Genomic DNA, 19,908 nt, shown 5'->3' with positions numbered 1-19,908 from the left:
GATCGGCGCGCAGCATCAGGTCGATCAGTTCGGCCAGGGCGTCGCCCTGGCGCTCGTCGAGCGAGCGCGGGTCCGGGCCCTCGTCGGTGGCCGGGCGGGGCTTGGCCAGCGGATCGAGCAGCGTCGCGAACTTGGCGCCGGTGAGGGCGTCCAGGGTCGCCGCGAGCTTCCAGTCCCCGGCCTTGTTCTGCCGCAGCGTGAGCCGGTTGCCCTCGGGCGCGGGTTCGGGGTCACGGGGTTCGGGGTCGTTCTGGTAGAGGCCGTAGGCCAGGTCTTTGCCGAACGTGCGCACCGCGGCGGGCTCGTGGTCGCGGGCACACTCCACGACCAGGTTCTCGACCTCGGCGGGCAGGGTCTTCATCGCCTCGGCGACCGCGGCGACGTGGTCGAGCGACAGCGCGCCCTCCGCCGCGGCCGCGGCGGTCACCGGAAGGGCTGGGGTGATTTCGCTGCCGGTCGGGGTGATCTCACTGCTGAGCAGGACGGCCTGCTCGACCCAGCGCCTGGCGGTCGTCGGATCCCAGCGGACCGCATGCCGCAGCACCTGCGGCAGAGTTTTGTACCCCAGCTCCGCGGCGGCTCCTCGCTGATTCAGCTCGGCGATTTCCTGCATCACTGCATATTCGCGGCCCGGATTTCCGTCACCTTGCCGACGATGCTGCGCAGCAGCTCGTCAGTGGAGAGGAGGGAAAGACCGGGGTCGCGCACGTGTTCGACTCTACCGCAAGATCACGAGAATATTACGGTCGAAAATGAACACCATCGAGTGAACCGGATTCAAAACCGCGAAGCGGTAATTCCCGGAGGCGGCGATGAAATGACCCCGCTCGGGTTCGCTAGCCCTGGCTCTGGCTCAGCACCGTGTCCACGGTGACGCCCGAGGCCACGATCATGCTCAGCAACGGGTCCGGCACCTGGCGGTGGAACTGCACGACGTAGTTGTCGGCGGTGGAGAACATCGCCTTGGCCATGCCCTGCCAGGTCTTGGTGATGCGGGCGACCTCGGTGTCGGTGTGGTCGCGCAGGGAGAAGTTCCAGGCGCGGAAGTTCTCGGCGTAGATGCCGCCGACCTTCATGCCGTTGCACACGTAGGCGAAGCGGACCTTGCCGAAGACGTTCTCCTGGATGATCTCGCCGATCGGCATGCCGTCGCCGCGTTCGACCATGACCTTGGACTTCCACATCGTCGCCGGGCGCAGCAGGCGGAGCAGCGGGCGGCCGTGCACGTCGCGGATTTCCAGGCGGACGTCGAGCATCGCGTCGAGCTTGGTGAAGGCGCGCAGGGCTTTGGCGGCGCCGGACTGGCCCACCTGTTCGACGGTGCCGATGTGGCGGGCGTGCTGGTCGTAGATGACGTAGGAGTTCGACATCTCGATGAGCTTCGCCTTCTGGTTCACCACCAGGACCGGTTCGGTGAACAGCGTGCCGCCGCCGCCCGCGATCGGTTGCTGGACGCCTGCGCGCTGAACCTGTTGGGCCACGCGGTCCTGGCCCGTGCCGCCCATCTGCATTTCCAGGTGGTGGGCGTCGGTCTGTTGCTGGCGCGGCTGGACGTGGGGAGTCCACTGGGTGCCGTCCCACCAGCGGACGAAGCGCTGGTCGGCGTTGTCGGGGTACCAGCCGGGAGCGAAGTTCACGCGGAAGAGGGTAGTGCGGAAGTCGGTGCCGCGCGCCAGGATGCGAGTATGTTCGCAGGCAAACGGATTTTGGCGGCGTTGTTTGCCGCGACTCTTGTCCTGTTCGGCGCCAATGCCGGAATCGGTGCGGCACAAGCGACTGTCGAGGCGTGCTCCGGCGCCTATCAAGGGGACAGCCGGCTCGGGCCCGAGACGTTGCCCGAGGCGTGGCAGCGGCCCGTCGGGCCGTTGGTGGCCGGGTACAAGCGGTTCGGGCACCTGAGCAAGGAGCAGTTCCTCGCCAAGTACTGGAACGGCGCCGGCTGGAACTACCCGCCGCAGGACGGGTTCTGGCTCAGGCCCGACGGCGAGCCGATCAAGTACCAGCGGACGCTCGGCGTGAACACGAAGCTGGACCGGTTCGGCAGCGAGTACGGCGGGTTCCTGGCGTACAAGGGAGCGCACTACTCGACGCGCGCGATTCCGCCGCAGAGCCTCTACACGTTCGATCCCGCGTACCGGTGCAACTACCACGCATATCGCGTGACCAAGGCGTTTGCCGTGTGGGAAGGACCGATCGCGCCGTGGTTCGAGCAGCCGGGGGGTGGGCTGCAGCAGAAGCTGGACAGGGCGTTGGTGCCAGGCGACGGAGCACTGAATGTCGCCTGGCTGCTCGCCAACGGCTACCTCGTGCGGATCAACTGATCGTGATCGCGCTCGCCGGGCACAGGCTCGCCGCTTCCTTCGCGGTGGCCTCGTGCGCGGCGTCGGGGTGCTCCACCAGCAGCACCACCGTGCCGTCTTCTTCGTTCTGGTCGAAGAGGTCCGGGTCCGTCAGGACGCACATCCCGGAGCCGCAGCACTTCGACTGATCGACGGAAATCTTCATGACGACCACGCTACTGGCAACGAGTGGACTCCGTAGATCCCCATGTCCGTGCGCAGCGGCACCTCCTCCGGTGCGATGTCCAGCCGGAGGTCGGGGAACTCCTGGAACAGCTTGGAGAACCCGATCCGCATCTCGATGCGGGCGAGCTGCTGGCCCAGGCACTGGTGGATGCCGTGCCCGAACGCCACGTGGCCCGACGCGGGGCGGCGCAGGTCGAGCTCATCGGGGTTGCCGGGGAACTTCTCCGGGTCCCGGTTCGCGGCCGGGACGTGCATCAGCACCGTGTCGCCTTCCTTGATGAGGTGCCCGTCGATCTCCACGTCCTCGACCGCGGTGCGCACCGGTCCGAAGTGGATGATCGACAGGTACCGCATGAGCTCCTCGACGGCGTTGTCGATGATCTCCGGCTCGTCCTTGAGGATCTGCAGCTGGTCCGGGTGCTGCAGCAGCGTGAACGTGCCGATGCCCAGCATGTTCGCCGTGGTCTCGTGCCCGGCGAGCAGGAGCAGCATCGCCATGTTCGACGCTTCCTCGTCGGTCGGCTCCCCGGTGGCCAGCAGGTCGCTGATCATGTCGTCGCCGCCGGGGTTGGCCTTCTTGCGGGCGATCAGCTCGCGCATGAACTCCTGGATGCGCTGGAAGGCCGCCATGGCCTCCTTGAACGTCACGTCCAGGCTCAGCATCTTCGCCGTGTCCTCCTGGAACCTGTGCCGCTCGTCGTAGTCGACGCCGAGCAGCGCGCAGATCACCAGTGACGGCACCGGAAGCGCGAACTCCTTCACGAGGTCCGCCCGGTCACCGAGCGACCGCATGTGCTTCAGCTGGTCGTCGACGATCGTGCCGATCCACTCGGACAGCTGGTTCATCCGCCGGACCGTGAACTGGCCCTGCAGCATCTTGCGCAGCCGGGTGTGGTCCGGCGGGTCCTGGCTGAGGAACATGCCCGGCTCGACCTTGCGCAGGTCCTTGTCCTCCGGCATGTCCCCCTGGAACCGCTTGTCGAGCAGGTGGTGCTTCTCGGGGTTGTTGCTGAACTTGGGGCTTCCCAGGATTTCCCGCACCTGGTGGTGACCGGTGACGAGCCAGCCGAGGTGGCCGTCGGCGAACTTCAGCCTGCTGATGCGGGCCTTCTCGCGGATTTCGGTGACCTCGGCGGGCGGGTCGAACGGGGTCTGGCGGTCGATGGGCAGCTCTTCGGAGATCAGTTCGGTCATCTCGCACACCTCCCAGTGCTCAGTAGAGGACCACTTCAGAAGCTACAGAACTTTCACGACTCTGTGAAGCTGGATCCAGCGTCACGGTGCGCCACGAAGCGAAATCTGTCCGCATCTGCCTGTCGTGGGTCGCGACGGCCACGGCGGCCCTGGTCTGGTGCAGCGCCTCCGTCAGTTCGTCGACCAGTGCGATCGACAGGTGGTTGGTCGGTTCGTCGAGCAGGAGCACGTGCGGGCCGCTGCTCAGCAGGATCGCGAGCTCCAGTCGCCTTCTCTGCCCGGTGGACAGGGTCCGGACGGGGCGGGCGAGGTCTTTTTCGCTCAGCAGTCCGAGGTCGTGCGCTCGCGGGCAGAGCCGCCCTGCGATGGCGTCCTCGTCGGCGAACGACGACTCCTGGGCGAGCAGAGCCACCGTGCCGATGTGGTGGACTGTGCCCCGAGCAGGCTTGATGCGGCCGGCGAGGACGCCGAGCAACGTCGACTTGCCGGCTCCGTTGGGGCCGGTGATCACCAGCTTGTCGCCGGCGCCGAGCGAGATCGGCTCGGTGAGATTCAGCCTTCCGGGTACTTCCAGCGGGGTCGCGTGCAGCAGGTCGCCGTCGGCTTCCAGGGCCGGTGGCTGGAAGCGCAACGGTGGCGGGGGAGCGTCGACGCGCTGGTCGTCCAGCTCCTCGAGCCGGCGGGCGACGTTGCGCATCTTGTTCGCCGCGCGCGTGCTGCGCTTGTGCTTGAACGCTCCCTTGGGCGGACGCCAGGCGTCCCTGAGTCGTGACTGCGCCCGTTCGACCCGTTCGGCCAGCTCGTCGTGCTCGGCTTCCTCCTGGGCGAACCGCTGTTCCCAGCGCTGACGTTCGGCGCGTTTCGCCTCTTTGAACGCCCGGTAGCCACCGCCGTGCAGATGAACCTCGCCGTCAGGAGCCGGGTCGAGGTCGAGCAGCTGCGTGCAGACGTCGTCCAGCAACGTGCGGTCGTGGCTCACGAGCACCACGACGCCGTGATGGTGTTGCAGGCGTTCGGTCAGGAAGCCCAGCGCGCTCGCGTCGAGGTGGTTCGTCGGTTCGTCGAGCAGCAGGACGTCCGCGCGCTCGGCGAGCAGGCACGCGAGCCTGACGCGGTAACGCTGGCCGACGCTGAGCTCCGCGAGTTTCCTCGCCCGGTCGTGATCGGCGTCGAGCGCCTTGAGCGCGATGTCGGCGCGGCGTTCGGCGTCCCACGCCTCGATGTCCTCGGCGTGGGCCAATGCCTTCTCGTAGCGCTGCTCGTCGAACGGCTCAGCCGCACTGTCCAGTTCGGACAGTGCGCGACGGCTTTCGCGCAGCGCTTCCGACAACAGGTCCCCCACCGTTTCGCCGTCCTGGAACGGCATTTCCTGTCGTACCAGGCTCAACGAGCCGTGCCGGGTGATGGTTCCCTGATCTGGCAGCAAATCCCCGGCCAGCAGGCGGAGCAACGTGGTCTTGCCGCGGCCGTTCTCACCGATGATGCCGAGACGCTGGCCGGCGGAGACTTTCAGCGAGATGCCGTCGACGACGGGCCCGGCCTCATAGCCCTTGGTGAGATCGCGGGTCGTCAAATGAACATGCGAGCGCATGCGGATCCTCTTTTGGGTACGCGAAAACAGGACGTGGTGCGTGATGGCACACGTCCTGAATCAGAGGTAGAAGACCCCGTACCCGAATCCCATGAAACCCACGGTACCTACGGTCGCAACGCCTTTTCGACGGCCTTCCTGAGGTCCTGGACGCTCTCCTCGGTGCCCGGCGTCGGCCCGGTGGTGCTGCCGCCGCCGACGAGCCGGTAGAAGAGCAGGCCCTCGATGAACGCGGTGATGTGCGCGCCGGCGCGTTCGGGGTTCTCGTGGCCCAACGCCCGCGCGAGCGCCGTGGCCTGTTCCCGCGGCGAGTGCGCGAGGATCGTCCTGAGCTCTGGATGGTGGGTGGCTTCGAGCATCGCCGCGTACCTGGCGAGCGTGCGGTTCCGCTCGACGAGCCAGCTGTCGATCGTCCTCGCGATGCTGCCCGCCACGTCGTCGGTGTCGAGGTCGATCTCCTGCTGCTCCTGGACCGCGAGCCGTTCCACGAGCCCCTCGATCAACGCCTTGCGCGTGCGGAAGTAGGCGCTCGTCGAGCCCTCCGGCAGGCCGGCCTTCCTGTCGACGGCCCGGTGGGTCAGGCCGCGCATGCCGAGTTCGGCCACGAGCGCGATCGCGGCGTCGGTGATCAGGTCTTTGCGCACTGTGTCCCTTGTCTCTCTACAGCTGTAGTCTACAGGTGTAGATTCCTCTACAGATGTAGAGGAGGCGGGGATGAAGGCGATCGTGGTGGGCGGTGGCATCGGCGGGCTGGCCGCGGCGGTGTCGTTGCGGCGCGTGGGCTGGGAGGTTCAGGTCCTCGAACGAGCAGCGGAGTTCGGCGAGGTCGGTGCCGGGCTCGGCGTGATGCCGAACGCGGTGCGGGCGCTGGAGTGGATGGGCGTCGCGGACGAGGCGAGGAAGCTCGGCACCTCGCGTGTGTCGGGTGGCATCAAGGCGTCCGACGGGCGGTGGCTGACGCATTTGCCGGGGGTCGGCCAGGAGAAGATCATCGCGATGCACCGGGCCGATCTGCACGGCGTGCTGCTGCGCGCGTTGCCGCCGGAGATCCTTTTCAACAACGTCGAGGTGACCGGCGTTGAGGAGCTGGACGCAGACCTCGTGGTGGCGGCGGACGGCATCAACAGCCGCCTCCGCGCGGAGCTGCTGCCCGACGCGCCGGGACCGGTGTACGCGGGGGCCACGGCGTGGCGAGGGGTGGCGCCGGGTCCGTTCGATCTGGAGATCTCGCAGACATTCGGTCCCGGCGGCGAGGCGGGGGTCCTGCCGCTCGCGGACGGCCGGGTCTGCTGGTACGTCTCGGCGGTGGCGCCCGCCGGGGCCGACCTGGATCCGGTGGAGCTCTTCGGCGGCTGGCACGAGCCGATCCCGACGCTGATGGCGACGACGCCGGAGATCCTCCGGCACGACATCCACGAGCTGCCGCCGCTGCCGACGTTCGTGTCGGGACGGGTGGCGCTGCTCGGCGACGCGGCGCACGCGATGGTGCCGTACCTGGGACAGGGCGCGTGCATGGCGCTGGAGGACGCGGTGACGCTGGCCGTGTGCGACGGTGATCTCGCCCGGTACGACGCGTTGCGCCGGCCGCGGACGCAGTCGGTGTGGCGGAGTTCGAAGACGGCGGGGAAGTTCGGGATCGAGATGCGGTCGCCGATCGCCCTGGCGTTGCGGAGCTTCGCGCTCCGGGCGTTGCCGCCTTCGGTGGCAGTGCGCGGGATGACGCGTTTCTCCTCGTGGGAGGTGCCGGAGAAGTTCACTCGAACGGGTCGAATCCACCAGTGAACTAGATCACCGGTCAATGTTTGATTTCGGCGTGGTAACAGTCGAAAACCACCCTTTGTCGCGAGGATTGTCACCCGGTTGCGGTATCAAGTACTCGCTCACCGTGTCGGACGCGGTCCAGTGATCCAGATGGCGTAACGCGACAGGCGGTTTCCGGTACACGAAAGCGCAACTACGGTGCCTCGCCATGACCCCCGTCCCGACTGATGTGATGCCCCGTTCCCTCACGGCGCTTCCCCCGGCGCAGGTCGAGAACACCGGCGAGATCGACATCGCCGAGGCAGAGGACTTCGTCCGCCAGCACCACGCCGAGCACCCTGACCTGGGTCCGGTCGAGGCCAGGCTGGCCGAGGTGCACGCGGAGATCGCCGCGACCGGCACCTACCGCCACACGACCGCCGAACTGACCTTCGGCGCCAGGGTGGCCTGGCGCAACAGCTCCCGCTGCATCGGCCGCCTGTACTGGCGGAGCTTGAAAGTGCGCGACCTGCGGGAGGTGTCCGCCCCCGCGGACGTGGCCGCCGAGTGCGTCGAGCACCTCCGGGTGGCGACGAACAAGGGCAAGATCCGGCCCGTCATCACGGTCTTCGCCCCCGCGGAGCCCGGCATGCCCGCCCCGCGGATCCTCAACGAACAGATCGTCCGCTACGCCGCCTACCGCGGCTCCGACGGCGGTGTCCTCGGCGACGCCAGGAACCTGGCGCTGACCGAGCTCGCGTTGAAGCGCGGCTGGAAACCACCGGCGTCGCGCGGCCCGTTCGACGTGCTGCCGCTGATGGTCACGTGCGAGGGCCACGACCCGGCGCTCGTCGAGATCCCCGCGGACGCCGTGCTCGAGGTTCCGCTGTCCCACCCGGAACTCCCGTGGCTCGCGGCACTCGGCGTGAAGTGGCACGCCGTCCCCGCGATCAGCAACATGCGCCTGCGCGTTGGCGGTATCGACTACCCGTCGGCGCCCTTCAACGGCTGGTACATGGGCACCGAGATCGGTGCCCGCAACCTCGCCGACCACGACCGGTACGACCTGCTGCCGTACATCGCCAAACGAATGGGCCTGGACATGTCGTCGGAGGCGACGTTGTGGCGCGACCGAGCGTTGATCGAGCTCAATCGCGCCGTCCTGCACTCGTTCGGCGAGGCCGGGGTCACGATCACCGATCACCACACCGAGTCGAAGAGGTTCCTGACGCACCTGGAGAAGGAGGAGGCGGCCGGTCGTTCGTGTCCCGCCGACTGGTCGTGGATCGTGCCACCCGTGTCGGGCGGGCTCACGCCGGTCTACCACCGCTACTACGACACGAGTGAACTCCTGCCGAACTTCTTCCCGGCCTCGTCCCAGGTGAAGGGATGCCCTGTGTCTCACTGATCCTTGGCGGCACACTGTCCGGGTGCAACTGACCCGAAGTCTGACCCTGACCGATGCCGTCTTCGTCGGGCTCGGCTCGATGATCGGCGCTGGAGTGTTCGCGGTGTTCGCCCCGGCCGCGGCGGCGGCCGGGTCCGCGCTGCTCGTCAGCCTCGTCATCGCGGGCGTGATCGCCTGCTGCAACGCGTTGTCGAGCGCCTGGCTGGCCGCGAAGTACCCGCAGTCCGGCGGCACCTACGTCTACGGGCGCGAACGGCTCGGGCGGATCTGGGGCGACCTGGCCGGCTGGGCGTTCGTGCTGGGCAAGACGGCGTCGTGCGCGGCCATGGCGTTGACGGTCGGCACCTACGTCGGTGCGCCGAAACCCGTTGCGGTGGCGGCAATCGTGGCGTTGACCGTGCTCAACCTGACCGGTGTCCAGAAGTCCGCACTGGCCACCAGGATCATCGTGATCGCAGTTCTGCTCGTGCTGGCCCTGACGACCGTCACGGCTCGGGACGCGGCGGCGCCGGCTGACTTCCTCCCGTCCGGCATCCTCCCCGCCGCCGCGCTCCTGTTCTTCGCGTTCGCGGGCTACGCGCGCATCGCCACCCTCGGAGAGGAGGTCAAGGAGCCGCAGAAGACGATTCCGCGAGCCGTGGTCATCGCGCTGGCGATCACGTTGATCGTCTACGCGATCGTGGCGCTCACCGCGTTGAACGCGCTGGGCAGCGACCTCGCGACGAAGACGCTCGCCGACGTGTCGCCGACGTGGGCTCCCGTCATCCGGGCCGGTGCCTGTCTGGCGGCGCTCGGGTCGTTGCTCTCGCTGCAGCTGGGCGTCAGCCGGACCACGCTGGCCATGGCCCGCGACCGCAGGTTGCCTGCGTTCCTGGCCGATCTGCGCGCCGCCGAGATCGCCACCGGGGTGGCCGCCATCGCGCTGGTGCTCGCCGTGGACGTCACGCGAGCGATCGTGTTCAGCTCGTTCTGCGTGTTGCTCTACTACGCGATCGCCAACGCCAGCGCGTGGACGCTCGGTAAGCGCGTCGTGCCCGCGCTTGGGCTGGTGGGGTGCCTGACGCTCGCCGGTGCGGTGCTCTGGCAACTGTGATGTGGCCCAGGTCACCTTTGATCGCGTAACGTGCGTACGGTGAGAGTGGGAACACCCGCAGAGTCGCGGCCCGCCGAGCGTCGCGTCGCCTGCGTACCGGACACGGTGTCGTCGCTGGTCGACGCCGGACTGACCGTGCACGTCCAGGAAGGCGCCGGCCGTCACGCCCACGCCGTCGACGCCGCCTACCGCGCGGCCGGGGCGACCGTGACCCCGGAGGACCCGACGCCGGAGTCCGACGTCGTGGTGTCCGTGCAGCCGTTGACCCTCGACCAGGCCACGAGACTCAAACCCGGCGCGATCACGATCAGCTTCCTGCAGCCCGCGACCGAGCGGGACCTGCTCGAGGTCTACCGCGACCGCCGCATCACGTCGTTCAGCTTCGACCTGCTGCCTCGCGTCACGCGTGCCCAGAGCGCTGATGCCCTGTCCTCGCAGGCTCTGGTGGCGGGCTACCGGGCCGTTCTGGTCGCCGCCGAACGACTACCGCGCTTCCTGCCCATGTTCACGACGGCCGCGGGCACCGTGCCGCCGGCCAAGGTGCTCGTCCTCGGCGCGGGCGTCGCCGGCCTGCAGGCGATCGCGACCGCGCGCAGGCTCGGCGCCGTCGTCGAGGCCTACGACGTGCGCAGGGCGGCGGGGGAGGAGGTCCGCAGCCTCGGCGCCAAGTTCCTCGAGCTCGACCTGGAGACGCAGTCCGGCGTCTACGCGTCGGTGCAGTCCGAGGAGTTCCTGGAACGCCAACGGGAACTCATCGGCGAGCACGTCGCCGCGTCCGACGTGGTGATCACGACGGCGGCCATCCCCGGCCGCAAGGCCCCGGTGCTCGTCACGACCGACATGCTCAAGGCGATGGCACCGGGCAGCGTTCTGGTCGACCTGGCAGCGGAGTCCGGCGGCAACTGCACTGCTTCCGTTGCGGGACAAGAGACCTGGGTCGGCGAGGTGCTCGTGCACGGCGCGTTGAACCTGCCGTCGTCGATGCCCGTGCACGCGAGCCGCCTGTACGCGCGCAACGTGCTCAACCTGCTCAAGCTGATGATCGTGGACGGCGTGGTGCAGCCGAACCTCGACGACGAGGTGCTCGACGGCTGCTGCCTCACCCACGACGGTCGGATCCGCAAGGAGTTGCCGTGATCGACCTGCTGACGATCTTCGTGCTGGCCGTGTTCGTGGGCTTCGAGGTGGTCTCGAAGGTGTCCACGATCCTGCACACGCCGCTGATGTCCGGCGCGAACGCCATCCACGGCGTCATCCTCGTCGGCGCGATCCTGATCACCGGGTCCGCCGAGAGCACTCTGGAGCTCGTGCTCGGGCTGCTCGCGGTCTTCCTGGCCACGGTCAACGTCGTCGGCGGCTTCGTGGTGACCGACCGGATGCTGGAGATGTTCCGCAAATGATCGTCCAGCTGATGTACCTCGTCGCGGCGCTGTGCTTCATCCTGGCGCTGAAGGGTTTGAGCTCGCCCAAATACGCGCGCTACGGCAACTTCATCGGCGCGTTCGGCATGCTCGTCGCCGTCGTCACCGCGTACGTGCACGGCGTCGTCCACAACGGACTGTTGATCCTGATCGCCGTCGCGCTCGGTGTGGCTGTGGGCATCCCGGCCGCGCGGTCGGTGAAGATGACCGCCATCCCGCAGATGGTCGCTCTGTTCAACGGAGTCGGTGGCGCGGCGGCGGCGCTGGTGGCGTTGGCCGAGTTCTTCGCGGTGCGCGATCCGGGCTTCCTGTTCCTGCTCGCGACCGTGCTCACCGTGCTGATCGGCTCGGTCAGCTTCTCCGGTTCGGTGGTCACGTTCCTGAAGCTGCAGGAGCTGATGACGACCCGGCCGGTGCTGCTGCCGGCGGGACAGCAGCTCGCGATCGCGGCCGGTGTCTCGTCGGTCGCCCTGGGCGCCCTGGTGATGACGACCGAGAACGGCCTGCTGCTGTGGCTGCTCGCGATCGCGGGACTCGCGCTCGGCGTGCTGTTCGTGCTGCCCGTCGGCGGTGCGGACGTGCCGATCGCGATCTCGTTGCTCAACGCGTTCACCGGTCTCGCGGTCGCCGCGTCCGGCTACGTGCTCGCCAACACGCTGCTGATCGTCGCGGGCACGCTCGTCGGCGCGTCCGGCACCATCCTGACCCGGTTGATGGCGCAGGCGATGGGGCGGTCGCTCGCGAACATCCTCTTCGGCGCGTTCAAAGCCACGGCCGTTGCGGCACAAGGAGAAGAACAGCGCACGGTCAAGGCCGGAACGGTGGAGGACGTCGCGATCCTGTTGGGGTACGCGAACAACGTCGTCGTCGTGCCCGGCTACGGGCTCGCGGTCGCCCAGGCGCAGCACGCCGCACGGGAGCTCGTGTCGCAGCTCGAACAGCGCGGAGTCAGCGTGTCGTACGGGATCCACCCGGTCGCGGGACGGATGCCGGGGCACATGAACGTGCTGCTGGCCGAGGCGGACGTGCCGTACGAGCAGCTCAAGGAACTCGACGACATCAACCCCGGCATCACCTCCGTCGACGTCGCGCTGGTGGTCGGTGCGAACGACGTGGTGAACCCCGGCGCGCGCGACGAGCCGTCCAGCCCGATCTACGGCATGCCGATCTTCGACGTCGACCGCGCGAAGTCGGTGGTGTTCATGAAGCGGTCGATGCGGCCGGGCTTCGCCGGTGTGGACAACGAGCTGCTCTACAACCCCAAGACGACGTTGCTGTTCGGTGACGCGAAGGACTCGCTCACGAAGCTGCTGGCGGCGGTGAAGGCGCTGTAGTCAGCAGTTCCGTCACCTCGTCCGCGGACAGGGCCGGCAGCAGCCCGATCACGCCGTCCGCGCCGGCGGAACGCCAGTGCTCGGCGTCGGAGAGGGTGTGCACCTCGTCGACGCCGAACCGCACGCCGAAGCTGTGCACGGTGGCGATGAGGTCGCGCATCGCCTGGCGCAGCGGGGAGTCCGGTGTGGGCGCGGGCGCTCGGGTGATCACCGTGCGCACCGGCACCTCGGTCAGCACGGCCAGTTCGTCGTGCCCGCCGCGGAAGCCGTCCAGCGCCGTCACGATGCCGCTGTCGTGCAGCACCACCGCGTTGTCGTCGCCGGCCAGCACCGACGAGATGTCGAGTGCGATCCGCAGCTGTTCCGGCGGCAGCCCCGTCTCGTCGAGCGCGCGTTTGACGTCGGCGACCAGGTCCTCGTCGCGAGACTGCAAGGCGCCCAACGCGATGTGCAGCGTGGGCGCCCGATCACCGAACTCCGCCACCCATCTCGCGGCCTGTGCGCAGGCCTCACGCAGCAGCCACTTGCCGATCGGCAGGGACAGGCCCGTCGAGTCGGCGAGCGCCATGGTGTCGTTGTGGCTCAGGTCGTCCCAGTGCAGGCGGGCGACGGCACCGAGCACCTCCCGGGTCTCCAGGTCGTGCACCGGCGCGTAGACGATCTCCAGCTCGCCGTGCTCCCACGCTCCCGGCATCGACGCGGCCAGCGCGTACCTGCCGCGGCGGCGGGCGTCGTCGTGCGGGTCGTGCAGGGCCCACTGCCGCTTGCCGCGCGCCTTGGCCTGGCGCAGCGCGGCGTTCGCGCACCGCATGAGCTCGGCCGCCGTGACGAACGCCGCAGGCCGGTCCACCACGCCGATGCTCGCCGACAGCGCGATGCCGTGATCGTCCACAAAGGTCGCTTCGGCGAGCGTCGCCTGGATCTCCTCGATGGTCGAGGTGACGTGATCCGAGATCGTCATCAGCGCGAACTCGTCGCCGCCGATCCGCGCGACCACGGCCTTCTTCTCCTCGGCCAGCTTGCGGAGCCTGGACGCGACGATCTTGAGCAGCTTGTCGCCGGTCTCGTGGCCCAGGCCGTTGTTGACGACCGAGAACGCATCCAAACCCAAGTGGTACAACGTGATCGGGTCGCTGCCGATGCGGCGTTCCACCTGCGTGATGAAGTGCTGGCGGTTCGAGAGGCCCGTCAGCGAGTCGTGCAGCAGCTGGTGGTCCAGGCTGCGCTGCAACAGGTGCAGCTCGCTGATGTCCTCGACCATCGTCACGTGGTGCGTCGGCTCGTCGTCCGCGTCGGCCAGCAACGAGGCCGCGAGGTGCACCCACACCGGTTCGTCGTCCTCGCGGATCAGCTTGCGCTGGTCGCGGAACCGCTCCACGTGCCCGTCGCGCACCTGCCGGTACGAGGCGGCGAGCGCGGCCTTGTCCTCAGGGTGGAAGTAGTCGATCAGCTGCCGTCCGACGAGATCGGCACCCGACTCCAGCCCGACGATCTCGGCGAGCGTGTCGTTGGCCTCGACGCACCTGCCGTCGAAGTCGGTGATCGCGATGCCCAGCGCGCTGGACGCGAACACCTCCTTGAACCGGGCCTCGCTGACCTTCAGCGTGCGCTCGACCCGCTGCTTGGCCCGCACGATCGCGACCTTGATCTGCTCCTGCTGGTCGAACGCGTCCATGCGCATGTAGTGCGCGTACGCGGAGCTCAACCTGGCGAGCAGCGGTAGTTCGAAAGTGGGCGAAAGAACCTCGATCGTGGCACGCAACGAGTCAGGCCCGGTTGCGTGCAGTGACACCAATCGATCGGCTACCGATTCAGGTGACTCCGGCAACTCCACCAGCGCATCGAGCAGAGCCTGCTGGATTTCGGCGTGGGACAGCGGGATGTACGCGGTCGGCGTCAGCGCGTGCATCCAGCGGGCGGCGAGCTCCGGAAGTTCCATCCTGTGCACAGAGCGTACGGACTCGCGGCCCCCTGGCCAACATCGACAGGCGCTCTACACCTTGCGGCCGACGGCAGCGTAAATGCCCGCCTTGTCCGGATCGTCGGTGTTCTGGCCCTCCGGCCGCCACAGGGGCAACGGCACGACGCCCGGCTCGACCACCTCGAACCCGTCGAAGAACCCCTCGATCTCGGACCTGGTGCGCGGGAACATCGGGTTCTGGCTCTTCTTCATCACCTCGACGACCCCGGCCATCTCCTCCGGCTGCAGGTCCTGGGTGAACTGGGAGAACGCGAGGTAGCTGCCCTCGGGCACGGCGTCGCGGTAGGTCGCCACGATCGTGCGGGGGTCGGCCTCCGGCGGCACGAAGTGGAAGACGCCGACGGTCAGCACGCCGACCGGTTGCGAGAAGTCGATGAGACCGCTCTCCTGCGCGGCCTTCAGCACGGCCTCCGGCTTGGTCATGTCCTCCTGGATGATCGTCGCGCGCGGGTCGTCCTCCAGGATGAGCTGGCTGTGCGCGACCGCGACGTCCTCGAAGTCCACGTACACGACGTGGGCCTCCGGGTCGGCCTTCTGCGCGATCTCGTGCACGTTGCCGACCGTCGGGATGCCGGAGCCCAGGTCGAGGAACTGGCGGATGCCGCGGTCCATCATGAACAGCACGGCCCGGCGCAGGAACGCCCTGTTCAGCCGCGCGATCGTGCGGGCGTTCGGCTGGGCCTGCAGGAACTTCTCCGCCAGCGCTCTGTCCGCCGCGAAGTTGTGCCCGCCGCCGAGCAGGTAGTCGTAGAGACGAGCAGCGCTCGGCTTTCCCGTGTCCAGGCCTTCAGGAACCCAGCTCACCCGTTCAGACATGAGCACAGGCTACTGAGGCGCCACACGTGTGCGGCAGGGGTGGAGCCCTTTTGGTCTATCCGGGCCCGTTGCCGTCACTGGAAAGTGTGAATCAGCGCGGTGGCGACCGCAACGCCCAGCGCCGTGCCCAGTCCTCGCGCGACGTTGACCAGCCCGCTCCCGACACCCGCCGACGCCTCCGGCAACGCAGCCATCACGCGTTTCGTGCAGGCGGGCGCGACGATGCCGAGCCCGACGCCCGCGGTGACGAGCTGGAACACTTGCGGCACAGGCAGAATCACCGCGATCGCGGTGATCAGCACTCCTGTCCTGATGCCCGGCTTGCAGAGCAGGGTCGCGGCCACGGCGAACCCGAGCGGAAGGGCCGCCGTCGTGAATCCTATGTGTGCCAACGGTTGCTTCATGGTGAACGGGAGCAACGTCATCGGTGCGAACAACGCGGCGTAGGCGAGCAGCACTCCGACGAGCCCTGGTAGGACCCGCCAGGTCGGCTTCCCCTTCTCCGGCTTGGTCTTCGTGCGAGGCAACAGGTAGTGGCCCGCGATCATGGCGACCAGGCCGATGGGCACGTTGATCGCGAACACGGCCTGCCAGCCGTGGTGCTCGGTGAGGTACCCGCCGAGGAGCGGCCCTGCCGCGAGCCCCGCGGCCTGCGCCGCCGCCTGGACGCCGAGCGCCTTGCGCCGTTGCTCGGGCGCGACCGCGGTGATCACCAGCGCGACGCTGTTGGCCTGCAACATCGCCGCGCCCACCGCCTGGGCGACGCGGGCGGCGATGAGCGCGTCGAAGCCGGGCGCGTACACACAGGCGATCGACGCGCCGGTGAAGACGGCGAACCCGTAGATGTAGACGATCTTGCGGCCCAACCGGTCCGCGATCCTGCCCATTGGGACGAGCAACGCCACGAGCGTGATCAGGTAGCTGAGCGAGATCCACTCGGGATTCGCGTGGAAGTGATCGCTCATCGCGGGGAACGCGAGCGTGACGATCGAGGCGTCCAACTGCCCCATGAACGCCCCGAAGCACACCGTCGCGATGACCAACCACGGCGCATACGACCGACGCGCGATCCACGCCGGCCTCGGTGACTCCGTGACGAACCAGTTCATCGTAGCCAGATTATATCTGACACCGAGCTATTGCCTCGGGTTCAGTAGGATTTCCGCATGTCAGACGAAGCCCGCACGCTCACCGACGTCGTCACTCGCCTGCGCCGGGCGCTGCGGACGAGCATCCGGGCGGACTGGCCGTGGGAATCCCTGCCGATGGCGCAGGTAGAGCTGCTGCAGACCCTCGCGGAACGTCCGCCGATGAAGGTCGGCGACCTCGCCGCGGCACTGCGCCTGGCCCCCAACACCGTCTCCGGCCTGGTGTCCCAGTTGATCGACTCGGGCCTCGTCGTCCGCGGCGGAGACCCCAAGGACAGGCGGGTAGCGCGACTATCCGTCTCACCCCGTGGACACGAACAGCTGCTCGTCTGGCAGCGCGAGCACGAGAAGAGAATCGGGTCGGCCCTGTCGAAGCTGGAGCCCTCGGAGCGCGAGGACGTGGTGCGCGCCCTCAAGGCCCTCGACCACCTGGTGGAGCACCTTGCCGAACCCAACTGACGAGCTTCGCGCCCAGGGCGCCCGGCTGCACCTGCCGTTCGTGGCACTGGTGTCGCTGGGCGGCGGGCTCGGCGGCGTCGCGCGCTACGGGCTGTCGACCTTCGTGCCGGGCCCCTGGGGGCTGTTCGTCATCAACGTGCTGGGGTCGTTTCTCATCGGTGTGTTGATGGGGCTGGTGCCGCGGCCGTTGGTGCGGGCGTTCTTCGGTGTCGGGCTGCTGGGCGGGTTCACGACGTTCTCCTCCTACGCGGCGTCGTGGTCGTGGGCACTGCCGGCCACACCGGTTTGTGCTGTGCTGGCGGCGTTTGTCGGGCTGCGGGTGATGCGATGACCGTGCTCGCGGTGTTTCTCGGCGCGGCGCTCGGGGCGCCCTGCCGGTACCTGCTGGACCGGTTCGTGCAGGCGCGGCACAGGTCCGGCTTCCCCTGGGGCACCTTGACGGTGAACGTCGTCGGGTGCTTCCTCATCGGGTTTGTGGTCGGGACGTCGTGGATGCCGTTGCTCGGGGTCGGGTTCTGCGGTGGGCTCACCACCTACTCGACGTTCAGCTACGAGACGGTGAAGCTGCTGGAGAGCGAGAGGTACCGCCTGGCACTGCTGAACGTCGTGGTCAGTGTGGCGGCAGGTGTCGGCGCCGCGGCTCTGGGTCTGGCGCTAGCACGCTGATCTCGCCGCGCATCCACCGGACGAGGAACTCCCGCACCGGAAGCGGGATGTTCTCCTGGTTGAGCCATTCCGAGGCCCGATCCCGGCTCGTGCCTGTGCCTTCCAGCGCTGGCAACGCCAGCATCATCTGGACAGCGTCTATGGGCATCTCGTCGTCGAGGACCCATCCGGGGAGGTGGTCCGTGATCTCCGTTTCGGTGCCCCACGGCAGCGGCACCATGCTCATCGCGATCGCGACGAGGTCTGGCCGATCCAGCTCAGGATGGCCGAAAAGCAACGCAACGCCGACTCCGTTCACCAACCGGTTGTGGAAGCGGTACTTCCTGAACAGGGGACGCAGTCCGGAACGCTCGAGGATCTCCGTCAAGACTCCTGGCCCACTCAGCACGAGAGAGATCGATGGCGCCCAAGGCGAACTCTTCCACAGTGTCGCGAGCCGTTCGCGGTACCGGTCGACCAGCCTGCCTTCAACGTCCGTCTCCGGACTGCGGAGAAAAGGGTGCAGGAGTGCAGCACCGAGCTCGTCACGCTCCACGTGCTCACCGAGACGATCTACGACAATCCGGCCGATGAGAACCCGGTTCACCCCAGGTGGATTTCCCATGCACTCGTGCAATGGAAGGTCGACTTCGACGAGGTGGTCGCGGGCCTCGAGCCGATCCTCGACATCGCACAGCACAGACCTGTCCACCGCGGCTGTGACGATCGTCCGAACCATGTGCGTGGAGGGGTGTACGTACTGCAGCGCTCGCGCGGCGAACGCCAGGCCGTCGTTGTTGACCGCCTCGCTCAGCAGTTCGTCCACTCCGCCCTCGACGTTGCGGTCGTAGAGCTGGAGGGCGATCTGAGCGACGACGTCCCATTGGCCGATGTTCGGCCGGAGCACCGCCCACAAGTCTGCGGCGTTGCGGTGTGTTCGGACCAGGTGCTCGGCGGCGAAGTACTCCAGGAAAGTGCGGTGCGTGAAGCCGAACTGCGGCTCGGACGTGGTCGCGCCGACATCGCTCAGGATCCACGCGCGGCCGGTGCAGAACGCGAGGAACTCCTGTGCCATCGCCAGTGACTCGTCGTGGTCGTCGAGTTTCGAGTCCAGGTACTGGGTGAGGACGTTGATGATCCTCGTGCGGGACAGCGCCTTGCCGGACTCCTTCGTGTTGAGCATCCGCCACGCGAGGTGTTGCACCGCGCCTCGCAACCGGCCGTGGAACCGCATCGGCAACGGAATGCCGCGCCTGGAGTCCCACTGCTCGAACAGCATCAGCGCACACCGTTCGTACACCTGGGCGAGATTGCGCGGCAGGTACCGGTCGCTGGAGTACATCGCGCACAACAGGGCGAGCAACAAGGGGTTGCTGCGCAGCTCCGGGATCTGCTCGCTGTCCTCCAGGAAGGAGCCCGCCAGCCGTTCGCGTTCGGCAGGAGAGGTGGCTTCGTCCAGCTCGAACCACCGAGTGGCGTAGTCGGAGACCTGGTGTTCGCTGAACTCCGCGATGTGGCTCGTGGTGAAGAGGTCGGTGCTCAGCGGCGCTTCCTCGTAGCCGATCTTCCGTGCGGTGACCAGGATCGGCACCAGCGGATACAGGTGCGCGAACCCCTCCACCAGCGCCACAACCCGCCGTCGCAGCTCGGTCTGCACCAACTCGTCCAAGCCGTCGAGGATTACCACGGCTCGGCCGCTGCGCAGCAGGTACTCGACGCCGTCAGGCACAGGCTTGACGTTGTACGGCGCCTGGCACAGCTTTTCCAGGTAATCCAGCAGATCGCGACCGCCCGCGTCGAACGAGGCGGTGAACTCCCTCAACACCAGGAGGAACGGCACCCTGCGTGAGCCGTCGGACGCGATGTCGTGTGCGAACTTCGCCGCCAGGGTCGACTTGCCTGCGCCGGGGTCGCCGAGCACCACGACCCGCCCGCCGGGAGTGTCGAGCTCGATGTCGGATGACGAGGTCAGCGTGGGTTCGACGTAGAGCTGGTCGTACCGGACGGACCTGCTGACGCCGACGTGCGGCAGGCGGATTCTGTTGTGCAGCGCCACGACCTGATCGCGGAGGCGTGCGGCGAAGGCGTGGATGCGTGCGGTGGACTTGAGCCGCTTGAGCATGGCGCCGTTGCTCACGGCCGCGGAGTACAGGTCCTCTATGATGAACGTGGAGCTCAATGCGTTCAACTGCATGGACACGGGGGTGCTGGCGGCGACCATCACGTCGTACACCACCTCGGTGGCGCGTCCCAGCAGGTCGTCCGACAGCCCGGCGAGCCGAAGCCCGTGGTTCAGCTGGTCTTTCGCGGCATTGCCGCCGATGTGGGCCACGCGGTGCTGTGCGACCACGGTGGCAAAGTCGGGAGAGCCCAAGTAAACCTCCAACGCCTCCACGTCATCGCGGCTGGAATAGTTCAAAAGGTCTTCGGTCGCCGCGGTTTTGGCGGGCGCCTGCCTGAACTCCGCCTTCTCGGCCGACCAGGGTGCCAGTTGTTCGTTCACCTCGGCGACGACCCGGATGACCGCCGACTCGATGCTGTGCAACGAGAGCT

20 protein-coding genes are annotated in these 19,908 nt (G+C 67.9%); 10 read left to right on the top strand and 10 right to left on the bottom strand.

What is annotated here, in order from left to right; all coding sequences use genetic code 11:
* Positions 1-613, bottom strand: a 613-nt coding sequence (locus tag IEZ09_RS40275) for a DUF222 domain-containing protein (RefSeq protein ID WP_189259109.1), incomplete at its 3' end; no start/stop codon positions are given.
* 223 nt (positions 614-836) lie between these two features.
* The gene (locus tag IEZ09_RS40270) at positions 837-1,637 is read right to left on the bottom strand and encodes a phospholipid scramblase-related protein (RefSeq protein WP_189259108.1); all 801 of its coding nucleotides are present in this window, start codon (positions 1,635-1,637) and stop codon (positions 837-839) included.
* A 48-nt stretch (positions 1,638-1,685) separates the two neighbouring features.
* Between IEZ09_RS40270 and IEZ09_RS40265 the strand changes: the two genes are divergently transcribed.
* Entirely contained in the window at positions 1,686-2,321 is a 636-nt protein-coding gene (locus tag IEZ09_RS40265; protein ID WP_189259107.1) for a TNT domain-containing protein, read from the top strand.
* On the opposite strand, the gene IEZ09_RS40260 is transcribed toward IEZ09_RS40265, so the two are convergent.
* From IEZ09_RS40260 to IEZ09_RS40245, 4 genes are all read right to left on the bottom strand, one after another.
* Complete coding sequence (locus IEZ09_RS40260; RefSeq protein ID WP_189259106.1) at positions 2,314-2,505, bottom strand: ferredoxin; 192 nt, start codon at positions 2,503-2,505, stop codon at positions 2,314-2,316. The two genes, IEZ09_RS40265 and IEZ09_RS40260, sit on opposite strands and share 8 nt — an antisense overlap.
* Positions 2,502-3,719, bottom strand: coding sequence for a cytochrome P450 (locus IEZ09_RS40255; RefSeq protein WP_189259105.1), 1,218 nt, complete (start codon positions 3,717-3,719; stop codon positions 2,502-2,504). The genes IEZ09_RS40260 and IEZ09_RS40255 overlap by 4 nt, the downstream gene beginning before the upstream one ends.
* A 19-nt stretch (positions 3,720-3,738) precedes the next feature.
* Positions 3,739-5,310 (bottom strand): ABC-F family ATP-binding cassette domain-containing protein, encoded by a 1,572-nt coding sequence (locus IEZ09_RS40250; RefSeq protein WP_189259104.1) that lies wholly within the window; start codon positions 5,308-5,310, stop codon positions 3,739-3,741.
* 107 nt (positions 5,311-5,417) lie between these two features.
* On the bottom strand, positions 5,418-5,954 hold the full coding sequence (locus IEZ09_RS40245) for a TetR/AcrR family transcriptional regulator (protein ID WP_229813374.1): 537 nt from the start codon (positions 5,952-5,954) through the stop codon (positions 5,418-5,420).
* Between the two features lie 70 nt (positions 5,955-6,024).
* Between IEZ09_RS40245 and IEZ09_RS40240 the strand changes: the two genes are divergently transcribed.
* The 6 genes from IEZ09_RS40240 to IEZ09_RS40215 all read left to right on the top strand — a co-directional run bounded on the left by IEZ09_RS40240 (position 6,025) and on the right by IEZ09_RS40215 (position 12,306).
* Entirely contained in the window at positions 6,025-7,092 is a 1,068-nt protein-coding gene (locus tag IEZ09_RS40240; protein WP_189259102.1) for an FAD-dependent monooxygenase, read from the top strand.
* Between the two features lie 187 nt (positions 7,093-7,279).
* A complete protein-coding gene (locus IEZ09_RS40235) occupies positions 7,280-8,458 on the top strand; it encodes a nitric oxide synthase oxygenase (protein ID WP_189259101.1) in 1,179 nt (392 codons plus the stop codon).
* Between the two features lie 28 nt (positions 8,459-8,486).
* Entirely contained in the window at positions 8,487-9,551 is a 1,065-nt protein-coding gene (locus IEZ09_RS40230; RefSeq protein WP_268247684.1) for an APC family permease, read from the top strand.
* Between the two features lie 39 nt (positions 9,552-9,590).
* On the top strand, positions 9,591-10,688 hold the full coding sequence (locus tag IEZ09_RS40225; RefSeq protein WP_189259100.1) for a Re/Si-specific NAD(P)(+) transhydrogenase subunit alpha: 1,098 nt from the start codon (positions 9,591-9,593) through the stop codon (positions 10,686-10,688).
* A complete protein-coding gene (locus IEZ09_RS40220; protein WP_045309221.1) occupies positions 10,685-10,951 on the top strand; it encodes an NAD(P) transhydrogenase subunit alpha part 2 in 267 nt (88 codons plus the stop codon). Before IEZ09_RS40225 ends, IEZ09_RS40220 begins: the two co-directional genes overlap by 4 nt.
* Positions 10,948-12,306, top strand: coding sequence for an NAD(P)(+) transhydrogenase (Re/Si-specific) subunit beta (locus IEZ09_RS40215; RefSeq protein WP_189259099.1), 1,359 nt, complete (start codon positions 10,948-10,950; stop codon positions 12,304-12,306). Before IEZ09_RS40220 ends, IEZ09_RS40215 begins: the two co-directional genes overlap by 4 nt.
* Here the strand turns inward: IEZ09_RS40215 and IEZ09_RS40210 are convergent.
* The 3 genes from IEZ09_RS40210 to IEZ09_RS40200 form a co-directional block, all read right to left on the bottom strand.
* The gene (locus IEZ09_RS40210; protein WP_189259098.1) at positions 12,272-14,245 is read right to left on the bottom strand and encodes a diguanylate cyclase domain-containing protein; all 1,974 of its coding nucleotides are present in this window, start codon (positions 14,243-14,245) and stop codon (positions 12,272-12,274) included. The two genes, IEZ09_RS40215 and IEZ09_RS40210, sit on opposite strands and share 35 nt — an antisense overlap.
* A gap of 54 nt (positions 14,246-14,299) precedes the next feature.
* Positions 14,300-15,103, bottom strand: a complete 804-nt coding sequence (locus IEZ09_RS40205) for an SAM-dependent methyltransferase (protein ID WP_189259097.1) — start codon at positions 15,101-15,103, stop codon at positions 14,300-14,302.
* A gap of 74 nt (positions 15,104-15,177) precedes the next feature.
* Complete coding sequence (locus tag IEZ09_RS40200; RefSeq protein WP_189259096.1) at positions 15,178-16,212, bottom strand: MFS transporter; 1,035 nt, start codon at positions 16,210-16,212, stop codon at positions 15,178-15,180.
* Positions 16,213-16,269: 57 nt separating this feature from the next.
* Here IEZ09_RS40200 and IEZ09_RS40195 point away from each other — a divergent pair, with 57 nt between their 5' ends.
* From IEZ09_RS40195 to crcB, 3 genes are read left to right on the top strand one after another with little or no spacing between them, the layout of a single operon-like run.
* Complete coding sequence (locus IEZ09_RS40195) at positions 16,270-16,710, top strand: MarR family winged helix-turn-helix transcriptional regulator (RefSeq protein WP_189259095.1); 441 nt, start codon at positions 16,270-16,272, stop codon at positions 16,708-16,710.
* The gene (locus IEZ09_RS40190; RefSeq protein WP_229813373.1) at positions 16,694-17,041 is read left to right on the top strand and encodes a fluoride efflux transporter FluC; all 348 of its coding nucleotides are present in this window, start codon (positions 16,694-16,696) and stop codon (positions 17,039-17,041) included. The genes IEZ09_RS40195 and IEZ09_RS40190 overlap by 17 nt, the downstream gene beginning before the upstream one ends.
* Entirely contained in the window at positions 17,038-17,376 is a 339-nt protein-coding gene (crcB, locus tag IEZ09_RS40185; RefSeq protein ID WP_189259094.1) for a fluoride efflux transporter CrcB, read from the top strand. Before IEZ09_RS40190 ends, crcB begins: the two co-directional genes overlap by 4 nt.
* Here the strand turns inward: crcB and IEZ09_RS40180 are convergent.
* Positions 17,321-19,900 carry an NACHT domain-containing protein gene (locus IEZ09_RS40180; protein WP_189259093.1) on the bottom strand — a complete coding sequence of 860 codons (2,580 nt, stop codon included), beginning with the start codon at positions 19,898-19,900 and terminating at the stop codon, positions 17,321-17,323. The genes crcB and IEZ09_RS40180 overlap by 56 nt on opposite strands.
* Positions 19,901-19,908: the final 8 nt, after the last annotated feature.

It is taken from the genome of Lentzea flava (assembly GCF_014648475.1).
Taxonomy (GTDB): domain Bacteria; phylum Actinomycetota; class Actinomycetes; order Mycobacteriales; family Pseudonocardiaceae; genus Lentzea; species Lentzea flava.
This window is presented reverse-complemented; position numbering and strand designations above follow the sequence as displayed.

Bases quoted from the DNA above. Each gene is read 5' to 3' on its own strand.
- IEZ09_RS40265 (WP_189259107.1), top strand. From the start codon at position 1,686: ATGTTCGCAGGCAAACGGATTTTGGCGGCGTTGTTTGCCGCGACTCTT.
- IEZ09_RS40260 (WP_189259106.1), bottom strand. From the start codon at position 2,505: ATGAAGATTTCCGTCGATCAGTCGAAGTGCTGCGGCTCCGGGATGTGC.
- IEZ09_RS40255 (WP_189259105.1), bottom strand. From the start codon at position 3,719: ATGACCGAACTGATCTCCGAAGAGCTGCCCATCGACCGCCAGACCCCG.
- IEZ09_RS40250 (WP_189259104.1), bottom strand. From the start codon at position 5,310: ATGCGCTCGCATGTTCATTTGACGACCCGCGATCTCACCAAGGGCTAT.
- IEZ09_RS40240 (WP_189259102.1), top strand. From the start codon at position 6,025: ATGAAGGCGATCGTGGTGGGCGGTGGCATCGGCGGGCTGGCCGCGGCG.
- IEZ09_RS40235 (WP_189259101.1), top strand. From the start codon at position 7,280: ATGACCCCCGTCCCGACTGATGTGATGCCCCGTTCCCTCACGGCGCTT.
- IEZ09_RS40215 (WP_189259099.1), top strand. From the start codon at position 10,948: ATGATCGTCCAGCTGATGTACCTCGTCGCGGCGCTGTGCTTCATCCTG.
- IEZ09_RS40210 (WP_189259098.1), bottom strand. From the start codon at position 14,245: ATGGAACTTCCGGAGCTCGCCGCCCGCTGGATGCACGCGCTGACGCCG.
- IEZ09_RS40205 (WP_189259097.1), bottom strand. From the start codon at position 15,103: ATGTCTGAACGGGTGAGCTGGGTTCCTGAAGGCCTGGACACGGGAAAG.
- IEZ09_RS40200 (WP_189259096.1), bottom strand. From the start codon at position 16,212: ATGAACTGGTTCGTCACGGAGTCACCGAGGCCGGCGTGGATCGCGCGT.
- IEZ09_RS40195 (WP_189259095.1), top strand. From the start codon at position 16,270: ATGTCAGACGAAGCCCGCACGCTCACCGACGTCGTCACTCGCCTGCGC.
- crcB (WP_189259094.1), top strand. From the start codon at position 17,038: ATGACCGTGCTCGCGGTGTTTCTCGGCGCGGCGCTCGGGGCGCCCTGC.